This window comes from Neisseria sp. HMSC065C04 (assembly GCF_001815375.1).
Taxonomy (GTDB): domain Bacteria; phylum Pseudomonadota; class Gammaproteobacteria; order Burkholderiales; family Neisseriaceae; genus Neisseria; species Neisseria flavescens_D.
Window position 1 is genome coordinate 7879 of sequence record NZ_KV820422.1, and the last position, 14443, is coordinate 22321.

The window sequence follows — 14443 nt, forward strand, 5'->3', positions numbered from 1 at the left end:
GTCTGAAACCTGATTTCCAGATTTCAGACGGCCTTTATTCAGCCATCGATATTAAAACCGATTACGCGCCGCGTTTTTCCAAAGCGGCTACGGCAGGCAACTCTTTGCCTTCCAAGAATTCGAGGAATGCGCCGCCGCCGGTGGAAATGTAGCTGATTTGGTCGGTTACGCCGAATTTGGCAATCGCCGCCAGAGTGTCGCCGCCGCCTGCAATCGAGAACGCATCGCTTTGGGCAATCGCTTCGGCCAATACTTTGGTACCGCCGGCAAATTGGTCAAACTCAAACACGCCGACCGGGCCGTTCCATACGACAGTGCCTGCGGCTTTGAGCAGCTCGGCCAAAGCAGCGGCGGATTTCGGGCCGATGTCCAAAATCATGTCGTCTTCGGCAACGTCGGCAATGTCTTTCACCACAGCTTCCGCATCGGCGGCAAAGGCTTTAGCGACAACCACATCGGTCGGCAGCGGTACAGAGCCGCCTTTGGCCGCCATTTTCGCCATGATTTTTTTGGATTCTTCCACCAAATCGTGTTCGGCCAAAGATTTGCCGATGGCTTTGCCTTCTGCCAGTAAGAATGTGTTGGCAATGCCGCCGCCGACAATGAGTTGGTCGACTTTGTCGGCCAAAGATTCGAGGATGGTCAGCTTGGTGGACACTTTGCTGCCGGCAACGATGGCAACCATCGGATGAGCCGGTTGTTTCAGGGCTTTGCCCAAAGCGTCGAGTTCGCCCGCCATCAATACGCCGGCGCAGGCAACCGGTGCGGCTTGGGCAACGGCTTCAGTCGAAGCTTGGGCGCGGTGGGCGGTACCGAATGCGTCATTGACGAACACATCGCACAAAGAAGCGTAGGCTTTGCCCAGCTCCAAGTCGTTTTTCTTCTCGCCTTTGTTGATGCGCACGTTTTGCAACATCACGACATCACCGGCGTTCAAAGTCGGTTTGTTTTCACGCCAGTCGTTCAATACTTTCACGTCTTTGCCCAACAGTTTGCCCAAATGCGCGGCAACAGGCGCCACATCGTCTTCAGGATGGAATTCGCCTTCGGTCGGACGGCCGAGGTGGGTCATCACGATCACAGACGCGCCGTTGTCCAAGCAGTATTTGATGGATGCGAGCGAAGCGCGGATACGGGTGTCGTCGCTGATGTTGCCGTCTTTAAACGGTACGTTCATATCGGCGCGGATCAGAACGGTTTTGCCTTGAACATTTTGTTCGGTCAGTTTCAAAAATGCCATGATGATTCCTTTGTGATGGTTGGAAACGGGAATGTTTGGGATTATCCGCGAATGAGGCGCGACGGTAAAGATTGGCAACGGCCGCGCTTGATGTGAATCAGCAGATAAGGCCCGGGCCGTCTGAAACATTCGGCCAATCTTTGTAGATTTTCCGCTATACTTTGGCGATTGATTTTCATTTTACGGATTAAACCATGTTACGCCGAATTGCTTTAATGCTTGCCTTTGCGCTGCCTGTCGCCTCATGGGCGCAGACGCTTTCTGAAACCCTGCCCAACGGTCTGAAAATCATCGTCAAAGAAGACCATCGCGCACCTGTGGCCATTTCGCAGATTTGGTACAAAATCGGCAGCGTGGATGAGAAACCGGGCAAAAGCGGCCTGAGCCACGCTTTGGAACACATGATGTTTAAAGGCACGAAAGACGTTCCCTCCGGCGAGTTCAATCGCCGCGTGTCCGAGCTGGGTGGGCAAAACAATGCCTATACCAACCGCAATGAAACGGTGTATTACGAAAACGTCGCCGCCGCCAACCTGCCCGAGATTCTGAAGCTCGAAGCCGACCGCATGCACAACCTCAACTTCAGTGACAAAGAATTCCTCAACGAGATGAACGTCATCCGTGAAGAACGCCGCCAACGCACGGAAGACACGGCCGACGGCAAAATGTGGGAGCAAGCCTATCTTGCCGCCTTTACCCAACCGTCCATGCGCGCCTCCGTCATCGGCTACATGAAAGATTTGCACACCCTAAAAGCCGACGACTTGCGCGCGTGGTACAAACAATATTACGCGCCCAACAATGCCGTATTGGTCATTGTCGGCGATGTCGATGCCAAACAAACGCTTCAGACGGCCGCCAAACTCTTTGGCGATATTCCGGCCAAAGCCCAGCCGCCGCGCAACAAACTCCATACCGAACCCTATTTGCGCAAGCCTGTTACGGTCAAAGCCACTTCTCCGGTTACACACCAGCCGCTGATTGCCATCAACTTCCGTGTGCCGAAACTCCAAAAACTCGATGACACGATGCCTTTCGCCCTCGACATCCTCTCCGATATTTTGGCAGGCAACGCATCCAGCCGTTTTGATAAAAACCTCGTGCGCGGCAAGCAAACCGCATTGAACGCAGGAACGCATTACGACATCATCAGCCGTGAAATGCCGCTGTTCAGCGTAATGGCCATGCCTGCCGAAGGCGTGAAAACCGATACTCTGATTGCCCAGCTGCGCCAAGAGATCAAAGACATTGCCGACCACGGCGTTTCCGAAGAAGAATTGCAGCGCGTCAAAACCCAGGCAGCAGTCAACGAAATCTACGCCAAAGACTCCATGTCTTCCCAAGCCTCCATGATGGGCCGCCTCGAAGCGCGCGGTTTCCAATATACCGACGAACAAGAAATCCACCGCCGCTTACAGGCAGTCAGTGCGCAAGAAGTACAGGCCGCCGCCCGAATGTTGACCGACGAGCGCATGAGTACCGTCATCATCGAGCCGCAAAAACCTGCCGCCGCGCCAAGCAAAAAAGCTGCCAAACGCCGATAAACATCAGGCCGTCTGAAAGCCCATACCCTTTCAGACGGCCTTAACAGAAAGCCACAACATGAAACCCACCCTGCTCGCCCTTGCCCTCCTCCTGCCCTTAAGCGTCCAAGCCGCCACCGACATCCAACGCTGGCGCAACCGCGACGGCACCCAAATCCTCCTTGTCGAACGCCACGAAAACCCCATCATCGACCTTGAAGTCAGCTTCAAGGGCGCAGGCAGCGTCGCCAATCCGGACGGCAAAAGCCAAGTTGCCGAATTTACCGCCGCCCTTCTGACCGACGGCACCCAAGAGCTGGACGAAGAAGCCTTTAATGCCGAAGCCGACAACATCGGCGCACAAATCAGCAGCGACAGCAATGCCGAAAGCGCGTCCGCAGGCTTCCGCAGCCTCAGCAAAGCCGACATCCGCGACAAAGCCGCCAACTTGCTCAACCACTCGCTAACCCGTCCACGCTTTGACGAAGCCGTTTTCCGCCGCCGTCAAACCCAATCCATCACCGGCTTGCAACAACAAGAAACCACTCCCGACTACACCGCCACGCGCGAACTGACCAAACTCATCTATCCGAACCATCCCTACGGCAGCGGCGCAAACATAACCGTTGACAGCCTCAAACGCGTTAGTCTGGACGACATCCGCGCCTTCCACCGCACCCACTACGGCAAAGACAACGCCATCGTCGCCATCGTCGGCGACCTCAACCGCAAACAGGCAGAGCAACTGGTCGAGCGCGTCCTCAAAGATCTGCCGGCCAAAGCCACCGCAACCCACGCCATTCCACCCGTTCCCAAACAAACCGCCCAACGCCGCGACATCCCCTTTGCCGGCACACAGGCACAAGTCCTGCTCGGCACCTCACTCTTCAAACACCACGACCCCGACTATTACGCCCTCGTTGCCGGCAACTACATCCTCGGCGGCGGCGGCTTCGACAGCCGCCTCATGAAAGTTTTGCGCGACCAACACGGCTACACCTACGGCGTATACAGCAGCCTCGCCCCGGCGACAGAAGAAGGCACGTTTGCCGTTTCCTACTCCACCCAAAAGAAAAACACCAAAGCCTCACTGGCCGACACCCAAGCCGTCATCGAGCAGTTTATCGCCGAAGGCCCGACCGAAGCCGAGCTGAAACAGGCCAAGGCCAACATCGTCGGCGGCTTCCCCCTGCGCTATGATTCCAACGACAAACTGCTCAACTACCTGAGCCTGATCGGCCTCTACGACCTGCCCAACGACTACTTGGAAGCCTACCCCAAAGCCATTAACAGCCTGACCGTCGAACAAGTCCGCGACGCATGGCAACGCCGCATCAAATTCAAAGACCTTAACACCGTCGTTGTCGGTGCAGAATAAAACGCTTTAAAACAACAGGCCGTCTGAAAGATTTTTCAGACGGCCTGTTGTTTGACAATTATTCAGATTAGTTATGCACTATGATACAATTTCTTACTTTTTAAATATTAATCATAAAAGGGGTTTTCATGAAAGTATATAAGATATTTAAAGATTCAATAGGCCAATATGAAGCGGTCAAACAAGGCTGGTCTTGGCCTGCATTTTTCTTTGAAGGTATCTGGGCATGTGTAAAAAAAATTTGGGGATTAGGTATTGTGCTAATTATTTTAGCTCTATTTGCATTTGCTCCAATCCCAATTTCAGTTACTGATACTGGAGAAATGGAAATTTCTGGTAGCGCAATTTTTCTGATAATAATTAAGCTTGCATCTCTCATAATTAAATTTATTCTTGGAGCATATGGAAATGAGCTACGTGAAAAAAATTTGATAAGCCGAGGCTATCAGTATCAAAAAAAAGATACTGAATTTATTATTGCTCAGAATCCTCAAATGGCCATTATTCAGTATATTTCAAAATACGAAAAATAAATCGGATTCTTAAAACATAAAGGCCGTCTGAAACCTGTTTCAAGGTTTCAGACGGCCTTTTTGAACCGGTCAATTGCTTATTCAACCGTTACCGATTTAGCCAAGTTGCGCGGTTTGTCCACGTCTGTACCGCGTGCGAGGGCGGCGTGGTAAGACAGGAGTTGCACGGGGATGGTGTGCACAATCGGCGAGAGTACGCCGACGTGGCGTGGGGCGCGGATAACGTGCACGCCTTCGGTGGCGTTGAAGTTGCTGTCAAGGTCGGCGAAGACAAAGAGTTCGCCGCCGCGTGCGCCGACTTCCTGCATATTGGCTTTCACTTTGTCCAACAGGCTGTCGTTCGGAGCAATTACGACAACAGGCATGTTCTCGTCCACCAAGGCCAACGGGCCGTGTTTCAGCTCACCCGCAGGATAAGCTTCGGCGTGGATATAGGTAATCTCTTTCAGCTTCAATGCGCCTTCAAGAGCGATTGGGAAGTGGATGCCGCGACCCAGGAAGAGTGCGCTGGTTTTCTTGGCAAATTTTTGTGCCCAAGCGGCGATTTGCGGTTCAAGATTGAGAACGTGCTGAATGCTGCCGGGCAGTTGGCGCAATTCTTCAACGTATGCAGCTGCTTGCTCATCGGAAACCAGACCGCGCTGTTTACCCAGGGTAACGGCCAGGCCGAACAGGACAACCAGTTGGGTCGTGAACGCTTTGGTAGAGGCAACGCCGATTTCTGCACCGGCGCGTGTGTACAGTACCAATTCGCTTTCGCGCGGCAGGGCGGATTCCATCACGTTACAAATAGACAAGCTGTGTTTGTGTCCCAAGGATTGCGCGTATTTCAGGGCTTCCATGGTGTCCAAAGTTTCGCCGGATTGGGAAATGGTGATGACCAATTGTTTCGGATCGGCAATCACGTCGCGGTAGCGGTATTCGCTGGCGATTTCGACATCGGTCGGCACTTTGGCGATGGATTCGAGCCAGTATTTGGCGGTCAGCGCGGCATAGTAGGACGTACCGCAGGCAAGGATTTTGATGCTGTGGATATCGTCGAACACTTCGCGTGCATTTGCACCGAAGTTTTCAGGTTCGAAACCGCCGTCCAAGAAGACTTCGGCAGTATCGGCGATGGCGCGGGGCTGTTCGTGGATTTCTTTTTGCATGAAGTGGCTGTATGGGCCCAACTCCAAAGAAGCCAAAGACAATTCGGACACTTTAATCGCGCGCTCGGTTTGCGCACCGGTTTTATCGAGCAATTTTTCGATGCCGTTTGCGTTCAGCAGGGCGATGTCGCCGTCTTCCAAGTAAGCGATGCGGCGGGTAAAGGCGATCACGGCGGATACGTCGGAAGCGATAAAGGTTTCTTGCTCGCCCAAGGCCACCAACAGCGGGCAGCCCATGCGCGCAACAACCATTTCTTCAGGGTTGTCTTGTGCGATAACGGCAATGGCGTATGCACCGTGGAAACGGGCAGTCGCAGCTTGGACGGCTTCAAACAGTTTGCCGCCGTTTTGTGTGTATTCGTGGTTGACGCTGTGGGCGATGACTTCGGTATCGGTTTGTGATTCGAAGGTATAACCCAACGCTTGCAGGCGTTCGCGTTCGGCTTCGAAGTTTTCGATGATGCCGTTGTGGACGACAGCAATCATGCCGCCGGAAATGTGGGGATGGGCATTAGGCTCGGTTACACCGCCGTGGGTTGCCCAACGGGTATGGCCGATGCCGATATGGCCGAACACGCCTTTTTCGCGTGCTGCATCTTCCATCAGCTGCACACGGCCGACACGGCGGACGCGTTTGATTTTGCCGTCCATGTTGACGGCGATACCCGACGAATCGTAGCCTCGGTATTCAAGGCGTTTGAGACCGTCGGTCAGAAAATCGACTACATTGTGATTGGCGCGAATAGCACCTACGATACCGCACATATAAGTTCCTTAGTATCAAAAGTTTGAGAAAATGACTGCTGCTCCGGCTCCCGAAAGCGGCAGTCGGAAAACGCCGTTTTATATTCATTAAAACGGCAAATCTGGATTTCAGACTGCCTGTTGTTTCTCAAGGCCGTCTGAAAACAAATATAAAGATCAACCTTACTTCTTATCGCCTTTTTCCGGACGCACCCAGCCTTCGATGACGGTTTGGCGTGAACGGGCAAGAACGAGTTTGCCGTCTTCGCAGTTACGGGTAATCGCGCTGCCCGCGCCTGTCGTCACTTTGTTGCCGAGGGTAACGGGAGCAACCAGTACACAGTTTGAACCGATGCGCACTTCGTCGCCGATGACGGTTTTGTGTTTGTTCACGCCGTCGTAGTTGGCAATAATCGTGCCGGCGCCGAAGTTGGTTTTGCTGCCGATTTCGGCATCACCGATGTAGGTGAGGTGGTTGGCTTTGGTGCCGTTGCCGATGGTGGCGTTTTTAACTTCGACGAAGTTGCCGATGTGTACGTCGTCGGCCAGTTTGGCTTGCGGACGCAGGCGGGCGTATGGGCCGATTTGGTTGTTTTCGCCGACTTCGCAACCTTCAAAATGGGAGAATGGGGCGATTTTGGTGTTGGCACCGATTTTGGCGTTTTTAATCACGCAGTTGGCACCGATTTCGACGTTGTCGCCGAGCTCGACTTCTCCTTCGATCACGACGTTGACGTCAATCACGACATCTTGTCCGTGTTTCAGACGGCCTCGTAAATCAAAACGCGCCGGATCGCGCAGGGTTACGCCTGCTTTGAGTAATTCTTGCGCCTGCTCGGTTTGGAAAATACGCTCGAGTTCGGCCAGTTGGAGTTTGTTGTTCACGCCGGCGGCCAGATAGGAGGCGCGGACTTGGACGGGATGAACTTTAATACCGTCGGCAACGGCTTTGGCGATGAGGTCGGTCAGATAGTATTCGCCTTGGGCATTGTTGCTGGAAAGGCTGTTCAACCAAGCTTCGAGTTTGGCGTTGGGCAGAACCAAAATGCCGGTATTGATTTCTTTCACGGCTTTTTGGGCGGCATCGGCATCTTTTTCTTCGACAATGGCGGTTACGCTGCCGTTGCTGTCGCGGATGATGCGGCCCAAACCTGTCGGGTCGTTGGGCACGTCGGTCAACAGGCCGACTTCGTCGCCTGCGGCTTCGAGCAGGATTTCAAGGGTGGCTGCGTCAATCAGGGGGACGTCGCCGTACAACACCAGCGTGCGGCCTTCGGCAGACAGGTGCGGCAGGGCGGTTTTGACGGCGTGGCCGGTACCGAGCTGTTCGGTTTGTTCAACCCAAACGACATCGCGTTTGACGGTGTCCAAGACTTGCTCTTTGCCGTGGCCGATGACGACGCAGATGTTTTGGGGATTCAGGGAGGCGGCGGTGTCGATAACGCGCTCAACCATGGGAAGGCCGCCGATGCGGTGCAGCACTTTGGGCATTTTGGAGTACATGCGTGTGCCTTTGCCGGCGGCAAGGATGACGATATTTAAAGCTGTCTGAGCCATGATACGGTTTCCGTTGTCGTTGTTTGAGGCCGTCTGAAAAGTGTGGCAACAAGTGTTGGTTGTTTTTCACTCCGTTTCAGACGGCCTTGGGGATATTGTTATTCGGTTGCTGGCTGTTGGTTGGCAAATTGCGGTTTTTGCCAGTGCTGGCCGCGTTCGCCGTGTTCAGCATGATCCGCTTGATTGGATTGGACGGCGCGGCGCTCAGGGCGGAATTGGTTGTAATTCATGTTTTTAGAATAAGTACCGTCCTGATAAACGATAGGCGTGCCGGTAGCATATTTTTGGCGTACGGCGGTACGGCCGGATTCGTTGGTGTAGGTTTCCCAAGAGCAACCGGCCAAAACGGCGGCGGCGGTCAGAATTAAAGCGAATTTACGCATGATGTTGTCCTTGTTTTTAAATGTCGGCAATACCGTGTATTGTACTTGTTTTTTCAAAACTTCACGGCAGTTTTGTGCAAAATTCAAGCAAACCCTGCATATCTTTCGCTATGCCGTCGGCAAATGGCAACGGATGGGCTTTTTCGCCGTACCAAACGGTCTTCATGCCCAAGGCTTTGGCTTGGTGCAGATTGTCGGCGCTGTCGTCCACCATAATGCACTGTTCGGGTTTGACGCCCAATAGGCGGCAGACGTTGAGATAGGCCTGCGGATTGGGTTTGTAGAGCAGGCCGAAGTCGTCCGTGCCGAACAAGCCGTCAAAATGCGCTTCCAAGCCCAACGCCTCAACCAATGCGCGGACATAAAACGAAGGCCCGTTGGAAAATACGGCTTTTCGCCCTTTCAGACGGCCTAAAACGTCATCAGTTCCATCCATACCCTCCACCTTTGCCAAAATTTGCTTAAGCGGGTGACTTTCACGCAAAAATTCATCGATATCGACTTCGGGATGGTGGATTTGCAAACCGGCAAGCGTCGCGCCGTATCGGTGCCAATAATCTTGGCGCAGGTGGGAGGCGGCTTCTTCGGAAAGTTTCAGACGGCCTGCCATGTATTCGGTCATGGCGCGGTTGATGATGTAGAAAATGCCGGCTTCGGCATTGTGCAAAGTATTGTCGAGGTCAAACAGCCAAACGGGGGAATGATTCATATCGTGCCTTGATATGCAGATTTTGTTATGATATTTCGTATTTTACCCGTACAAAGGAAAGAGAATGAAACTGAAATTGTCCGCCCTCGCCCTGTTGCTGGCTTCGGCAAACCTGTACGCCCAAACCGAAGTGCGTCTGGCCGTGCACAAATCCTTCAGCCTACCCCAATCTGTCATCGTGCAATTTGAAAAAGCCAACGATGCCAAAGTGTCCGTCATCAAGGCAGGCAGCGGCAACGAAATGCTCAACAAGCTGATTTTGAGCAAAGCCAACCCGATTGCCGATGCGGTTTACGGTTTGGACAACGCCAACATCGGCAAAGCCAAAGCCGCCGGCATCCTCGCCGCCAGCCAACCCAAATCCGCGCCCGTAACCGCTTCCCTGCCCGATGCGCTGGCCGTCGATTACGCCTATGTCGCCATCAACTACGACAAAAAATGGTTTGAACAGAAAAAACTGCCCCTGCCGCAAACCCTGCAAGACCTGACCAAACCGGAATATAAAAACCTTCTGGTGACCCCGTCTCCCGCCACATCTTCGCCCGGCCTCTCCTTCCTCTTGGCCAACATCGGCGGCATGGGTGAAGAGGGCGCGTTCAAATGGTGGGCGCAAATGCGCCAAAACGGCGTGAAAGTCGCCAAAGGCTGGAGCGAAGCCTACTACACCGACTTCACCCAAAACGGCGGCGCCTATCCCCTCGTGGTCAGCTATGCCACCAGCCCGGCGGCCGAAGTCCACTACTCCAAAGGCAAATACAGCACCCCGCCCACCGGCAATCTCTTCCTCAAAGGCGGCACATTCCGCCAAGTTGAAGGCGCGGCCATTTTGAAAGGCGCAAAACAACCCGAGCTGGCGGCCAAACTGGTGAGCTGGCTGCAAAGCGGCGAAGTGCAACAAGCCCTTCCTGCCGAAATGTGGGTTTATCCGGCTGCCAAAAACACGCCGCTGCCCAAAGTATTCGAGTTTGCCCAAACACCGAAACACAGCGATTCCCCCAATCGCGCCGACATCAACACCAAACAAAAACAATGGGTGAGCCGTTGGAGCAAAACCGTTTTACGTTAAGCTGAAAAAGATTAAGAAAGATTAAAGGCCGTCTGAAAAACCAAATCATTAGGTTTTCAGACGGCCTTGTTTTACAATAACCTTTTAAACAACTTCACACGCACACACAATTATGAATTTCGATCTTCAAGTCCTCTCTTCGTTCTCCGGCTGGGAACAACTCGCCCAAACCGGCATGTCTTTCAGCACGAACCTGCTGGCCGCCTTAGCCATCTTCTTTATCGGCCGCTGGGTCGCCACGCGCGTGGTGACACTGATGAAAGCCGCGCTGACACGCGCCAAAGTCGATAAAACGCTGGTCAGCTTCCTCGGCAACGTCGCCAACATCGGCCTGCTGATCCTCGTCATCATCGCGGCACTGGGCAAACTCGGCATCCCGACCACTTCCGTTACCGCCTTGATCGGTGGCGCAGGCTTGGCCGTGGCTTTATCTTTGAAAGACCAACTGTCTAACTTCGCCGCCGGCGCGCTGATTATCCTGTTCCGCCCGTTTAAAGTCGGCGACTTTATCCGCGTCAACGGTTTTGAAGGCATCGTCCGCGAAATCAAAATGGTGCAGACCTCTTTAAGCACGCCGGACAACGAAGAAGTCGTCCTACCCAACAGCGTGGTCATGACCAACAGCATCACCAACCGTTCCTCCCTACCCCTGTGCCGCGCCCAAGTCGTTGTCGGCGTCGATTACGCCTGCGACTTGAAAGCCGCCAAAGCCGCCGTATTGAGAGCGGCAACCGAGCATCCATTGTGTGTTCAAACCGAAGAACGACCTGCCGTCGTATACATTACCAACCTTGGCGACAGCGCCATCGAAATTACCCTTTGGGCGTGGACGCAAGAAGAAAATCTCGGCCCATTCCGATTCGCCCTGAACGAGCAAGTGGTTGAAAACCTGCGTGCCGCCAACATCAACATCCCGTTCCCGCAACGCGATGTCCACCTCATCCAGCCGAAAGACTGATTTCAACTTTCAGGCCGTCTGAAACCCGGCGGGTCAAACGCCCGCCTCATTCCACCATTTCCATAAGGAGCCGCCATGTCCCATCTGCAAACCATCGCCGAACACCTGACCAGCTGCCGTCAAACCGTTACCTGCGCCGAGTCCTGCACCGGTGGTCTGCTTGCAGGTGCGCTAACCTCCCTCTCCGGCAGCTCGCAGTGGTTTCACCAAAGCTTCGTCACATACAGCAACCAAGCCAAACAAGACCGCCTCGGCGTCATGCCTGACACCTTGCTGAAACACGGCGCGGTCAGCCGCGAGACCGTCTATGAAATGGCACGCGGCGCAAAAGCCGTCGCGCAGGCAGATTACGCCTTGAGTATTTCCGGCATCGCCGGCCCCGGCGGCGGCAGCGCGGCCAAACCAGTCGGCACAGTCTGGTTCGGCCTGGTCACGCCCGAAGGCTCGTTTGAGCAAACCGCGCTTTTCACAGGCGATCGCGAAGCAGTAAGGGCGCAAGCCGTCGAATACGCATTGGCTTTCTTGGCGGAACATTTGGTTTGATAGAAAAAACTCAGGCCGTCTGAAATCTGGAAATCAGGTTTCAGACGGCCTTTTTATCTATTCAAACCATCGGCGGATTTATACGCCCAAAAGTTCTTTGCCGAGGAAGCTGCCTTTTTCGACACCCGGCAGGACGAAGAAATAGCCGCCGCCAAATGGGCTGATGTATTCCTCCAGCGGCTCGCCGTTGAGCAGGTTTTGCACGAAGATGAAACCGTCGGCAAGGTTGGCCTGATAGCAGATAAACACCAAGCCGACATCGAGCTGGCCGTTGGCGGCGAGGCCGCGCGAGTAGTTGAAGGCGCGGCGGTAGAGCAAGTGTTTTTTCATGAACTCAGGATCGCGCGGATTGGCAAGGCGCATATGGCTGTCTTTGGGCGTGATTTTGCCGTCGGGGTCTTTGGCGAAATCGGCGGTGTCGCCCTCTTTTTTACCGTCCATGGGCGCGCCGCTGTATTTGCGCCGGCCGAAAATATCGGTTTGTTCCTGCATCGGGGTGCGGTCCCAAAACTCGACAAAGTGACGGATGAGGCGGACGGCCTGATAGCTGCCGTTTTTCGCCCATGCCGGTTCGTCCAAGCTGTTGGCGGCAACGCCCGTCCACAGGACTTGATCGGCGACTTTGGGATCTTCGACTTTGGGATTGCCTGAGCCGTCGCGGAAACCTAAAAGATTGCGCGCGGCAATGGCGCCGGGTTCGGCTTTAGGGAGCCAACCGTCTATGCTCCAGCGGATGACGGCAAACTGGGCGGTGTTTTTGATGATGTCGCGCAGGGCGGCTTGACAGGTTTCAGGGGAAAACGCGCAAATTTGTAGGCTGAGGTCGCCATCGCACCAAGATTTTTGGAGTTTGTCATTAGGGAAGTCGCGCATTTCTTGTAGGTGTTTCGGCTTTTTGTCTTTGAGGCCGAAGCGGTCGTCAAAGAGGCTGCTGCCGACGCCGACGGTAACTGTCAGCCCGTCGGGGCGGAATTGTTTGCCGAGGATGCCGCTGCCCGCAGGCGGGAGTTTGTCGTCGCCGTCTTGGTATTCGCCGCCTTGGGTGAGGAATTCGATGCGGGCGGTCAGGGCGCGGAACAGGTTTTCAAGTTGTTTGGCGTCTTTGGCGGTAACGTCAAAGGCACACATGATGCCGAAGAGCTGGTGTGGCGTGACGATGCCTGCCTGATGCTCGCCATAACACGGATAGGCCAGCTCGGAATGTTGGTTGTTTTGGGTCTCGGCGGCGGCTTCGCCTTGTTTTTTACCGGCAAAATAACCGGCAACGCCGATGGCACCGGCGGCAAGGGCAGTTTTGAAAAGGGTTCGTTTTTCGGGTTGTGCCGGTTGTTTGTTTTGGCTCATGGTCTGCTCCTTGGCAGGGAACGGAAAGATTGCAATCGTGTGAAGTAAGGTTGGTTTTCAAGCATATTTTGTGTGGACGACAATAAGATTCAGACGGCCTTTCAATATCCAAAGGCCGTCTGAAAACGCGTTATCTTATTTCAAACCCAAAATGCCGCGCAGTTTGGCCAAATCTTCTGCCAAGGCATTAATCGGCGCCTGCAGGGCTTTGCGGTCTTCTTCGCTCAGTTTGTCGTACAGCTCGAAGCCGTCTTGTTTTTTGTATTTCGCCAAAATGTCTTCAACCTGTTTGAAGTTGGCATCGGTTTTTTCCAACAACGCTTTGTCTTTGGCTTCGATCAGCGGACGGAACAAATCAACGATTTTTTTGGAGCCTTCCACATTGGCTTGGAAGTCGCTCAAGTCGGTATGGCTGTAACGGTCTTCTTCGCCGCTGATTTTGCTGCCGGCCACTTCTTCAATCAGTTCGGACGCGCCGCCGACCACTTTGCCTGGAGGGAATGCCAATGCGTCGATTTCTTTTTGCAGGGCTTCAACATCGGTCATCAGTTTCGCTGCAATTTCCTTCACGCCGGATACGTCTTTTTCTACCCAAAGGGCGTGTTCGATACGGTGGAAGCCTGTAAACCCGGCATCTTTCGCACCGTCTTTGAAGTCGTCTTCACGCGCATCGATGACGGGGTCGAGTTCGCTGAAAAGCTCGGCAATCGGTTCGATACGTTCGTAATGGACGCGGGTGGCGGCAAACAGGGATTTGGCCTTTTCAATGTCGCCGGCTTTAACGGCTTCGGTAAAGGTTTTGGTTTTCGCCACCAGCTCTTTAACCTCGCCTTGAACGTAAGCTTTATAGTCGGCGAGCGGTTGGGACAGTTTTTCCAAATCCGCTTCGTTGGCAGTGTCTTTGAAGCCGCTGTCGGTAACAATCAGCTTACCGCGCGGATTTGTCAACAGGCCGCAAGTCATTTCGTATTCGCCCGGCAGTAGGGTAACGGTCATTTTGTCGGATAAACCCGGGGCGATGTTTTCACGCTCGTCCACCACCATCACGCCTTTCAGGATTTCCCATTCCAGCTTGCGGCCGCTGTCGTTTTTAATGTTGAACACGACTTGGCCGCTGGGGACGGTCAATTCCATCGGTTCGCAGGCAGTATCGTTCACACCGATATTGACCGAACCGTCGGCATTGGCGGCAGCGGATGCGCCTGAAGCGGCAGGCGCGGCTTTTTCGGCTTCAGGCGGCTGACACGCGGTCAAACCCAGAGCCAACATTACGGACAAAGCAGTTAGATTGAATTTTTTCATTTTCATTCCTTT

The 14443-nt window shown here is 53.9% G+C and carries 13 protein-coding genes; 6 read left to right on the top strand and 7 right to left on the bottom strand.

Annotated elements, in window-relative coordinates:
* Nucleotides 1–61: 61 nt before the first annotated feature.
* Complete coding sequence (locus HMPREF3022_RS08985; RefSeq protein WP_036493913.1) at nt 62–1240, bottom strand: phosphoglycerate kinase; 1179 nt, start codon at nt 1238–1240, stop codon at nt 62–64.
* Between the two features lie 194 nt (nt 1241–1434).
* Between HMPREF3022_RS08985 and HMPREF3022_RS08990 the strand changes: the two genes are divergently transcribed.
* The 3 genes from HMPREF3022_RS08990 (at nt 1435) to HMPREF3022_RS09000 (ending at nt 4674) form a co-directional block, all read left to right on the top strand.
* Nucleotides 1435–2784, top strand: a complete 1350-nt coding sequence (locus HMPREF3022_RS08990; RefSeq protein ID WP_049333151.1) for a M16 family metallopeptidase — start codon at nt 1435–1437, stop codon at nt 2782–2784.
* A gap of 58 nt (nt 2785–2842) precedes the next feature.
* Nucleotides 2843–4141, top strand: coding sequence for a M16 family metallopeptidase (locus HMPREF3022_RS08995; RefSeq protein ID WP_070765508.1), 1299 nt, complete (start codon nt 2843–2845; stop codon nt 4139–4141).
* Nucleotides 4142–4269: 128 nt separating this feature from the next.
* Nucleotides 4270–4674, top strand: coding sequence for a DUF2628 domain-containing protein (locus tag HMPREF3022_RS09000; RefSeq protein ID WP_049333146.1), 405 nt, complete (start codon nt 4270–4272; stop codon nt 4672–4674).
* Between the two features lie 77 nt (nt 4675–4751).
* Here the strand turns inward: HMPREF3022_RS09000 and glmS are convergent, their stop codons facing one another.
* From glmS to HMPREF3022_RS09020, 4 genes are all read right to left on the bottom strand, one after another.
* Entirely contained in the window at nt 4752–6590 is a 1839-nt protein-coding gene (glmS, locus tag HMPREF3022_RS09005; protein WP_049333144.1) for a glutamine--fructose-6-phosphate transaminase (isomerizing), read from the bottom strand.
* Nucleotides 6591–6752: 162 nt separating this feature from the next.
* The gene (gene glmU, locus HMPREF3022_RS09010; RefSeq protein WP_070765509.1) at nt 6753–8126 is read right to left on the bottom strand and encodes a bifunctional UDP-N-acetylglucosamine diphosphorylase/glucosamine-1-phosphate N-acetyltransferase GlmU; all 1374 of its coding nucleotides are present in this window, start codon (nt 8124–8126) and stop codon (nt 6753–6755) included.
* A gap of 98 nt (nt 8127–8224) precedes the next feature.
* Nucleotides 8225–8509, bottom strand: a complete 285-nt coding sequence (locus HMPREF3022_RS09015) for a membrane lipoprotein lipid attachment site-containing protein (RefSeq protein WP_070765679.1) — start codon at nt 8507–8509, stop codon at nt 8225–8227.
* A gap of 61 nt (nt 8510–8570) precedes the next feature.
* On the bottom strand, nt 8571–9218 hold the full coding sequence (locus tag HMPREF3022_RS09020) for a pyrimidine 5'-nucleotidase (protein WP_049333140.1): 648 nt from the start codon (nt 9216–9218) through the stop codon (nt 8571–8573).
* Between the two features lie 64 nt (nt 9219–9282).
* Between HMPREF3022_RS09020 and HMPREF3022_RS09025 the strand changes: the two genes are divergently transcribed.
* The 3 genes from HMPREF3022_RS09025 (at nt 9283) to HMPREF3022_RS09035 (ending at nt 11785) form a co-directional block, all read left to right on the top strand.
* Nucleotides 9283–10284 carry a thiamine ABC transporter substrate-binding protein gene (locus HMPREF3022_RS09025; protein ID WP_049333137.1) on the top strand — a complete coding sequence of 334 codons (1002 nt, stop codon included), beginning with the start codon at nt 9283–9285 and terminating at the stop codon, nt 10282–10284.
* 112 nt (nt 10285–10396) lie between these two features.
* Entirely contained in the window at nt 10397–11242 is an 846-nt protein-coding gene (locus tag HMPREF3022_RS09030) for a mechanosensitive ion channel family protein (protein ID WP_049333135.1), read from the top strand.
* A gap of 75 nt (nt 11243–11317) precedes the next feature.
* On the top strand, nt 11318–11785 hold the full coding sequence (locus HMPREF3022_RS09035) for a CinA family protein (RefSeq protein ID WP_070765510.1): 468 nt from the start codon (nt 11318–11320) through the stop codon (nt 11783–11785).
* 78 nt (nt 11786–11863) lie between these two features.
* Here HMPREF3022_RS09035 and efeB read toward each other — a convergent pair whose 3' ends face one another.
* Both efeB and efeO read right to left on the bottom strand, forming a co-directional pair.
* Nucleotides 11864–13129, bottom strand: a complete 1266-nt coding sequence (gene efeB, locus HMPREF3022_RS09040; protein WP_049344915.1) for an iron uptake transporter deferrochelatase/peroxidase subunit — start codon at nt 13127–13129, stop codon at nt 11864–11866.
* Nucleotides 13130–13264: 135 nt separating this feature from the next.
* Complete coding sequence (gene efeO / locus HMPREF3022_RS09045; RefSeq protein WP_049333129.1) at nt 13265–14431, bottom strand: iron uptake system protein EfeO; 1167 nt, start codon at nt 14429–14431, stop codon at nt 13265–13267.
* Between the last annotated feature and the right edge of the window lie 12 nt (nt 14432–14443).

Coding starts and splice junctions, on each gene's coding strand:
- HMPREF3022_RS08985 (WP_036493913.1), bottom strand. CDS start 1,240: ATGGCATTTTTGAAACTGACCGAACAAAATGTTCAAGGCAAAACCGTT.
- HMPREF3022_RS08990 (WP_049333151.1), top strand. CDS start 1,435: ATGTTACGCCGAATTGCTTTAATGCTTGCCTTTGCGCTGCCTGTCGCC.
- HMPREF3022_RS08995 (WP_070765508.1), top strand. CDS start 2,843: ATGAAACCCACCCTGCTCGCCCTTGCCCTCCTCCTGCCCTTAAGCGTC.
- HMPREF3022_RS09000 (WP_049333146.1), top strand. CDS start 4,270: ATGAAAGTATATAAGATATTTAAAGATTCAATAGGCCAATATGAAGCG.
- glmS (WP_049333144.1), bottom strand. CDS start 6,590: ATGTGCGGTATCGTAGGTGCTATTCGCGCCAATCACAATGTAGTCGAT.
- glmU (WP_070765509.1), bottom strand. CDS start 8,126: ATGGCTCAGACAGCTTTAAATATCGTCATCCTTGCCGCCGGCAAAGGC.
- HMPREF3022_RS09015 (WP_070765679.1), bottom strand. CDS start 8,509: ATGCGTAAATTCGCTTTAATTCTGACCGCCGCCGCCGTTTTGGCCGGT.
- HMPREF3022_RS09020 (WP_049333140.1), bottom strand. CDS start 9,218: ATGAATCATTCCCCCGTTTGGCTGTTTGACCTCGACAATACTTTGCAC.
- HMPREF3022_RS09025 (WP_049333137.1), top strand. CDS start 9,283: ATGAAACTGAAATTGTCCGCCCTCGCCCTGTTGCTGGCTTCGGCAAAC.
- HMPREF3022_RS09030 (WP_049333135.1), top strand. CDS start 10,397: ATGAATTTCGATCTTCAAGTCCTCTCTTCGTTCTCCGGCTGGGAACAA.
- HMPREF3022_RS09035 (WP_070765510.1), top strand. CDS start 11,318: ATGTCCCATCTGCAAACCATCGCCGAACACCTGACCAGCTGCCGTCAA.
- efeB (WP_049344915.1), bottom strand. CDS start 13,129: ATGAGCCAAAACAAACAACCGGCACAACCCGAAAAACGAACCCTTTTC.
- efeO (WP_049333129.1), bottom strand. CDS start 14,431: ATGAAAAAATTCAATCTAACTGCTTTGTCCGTAATGTTGGCTCTGGGT.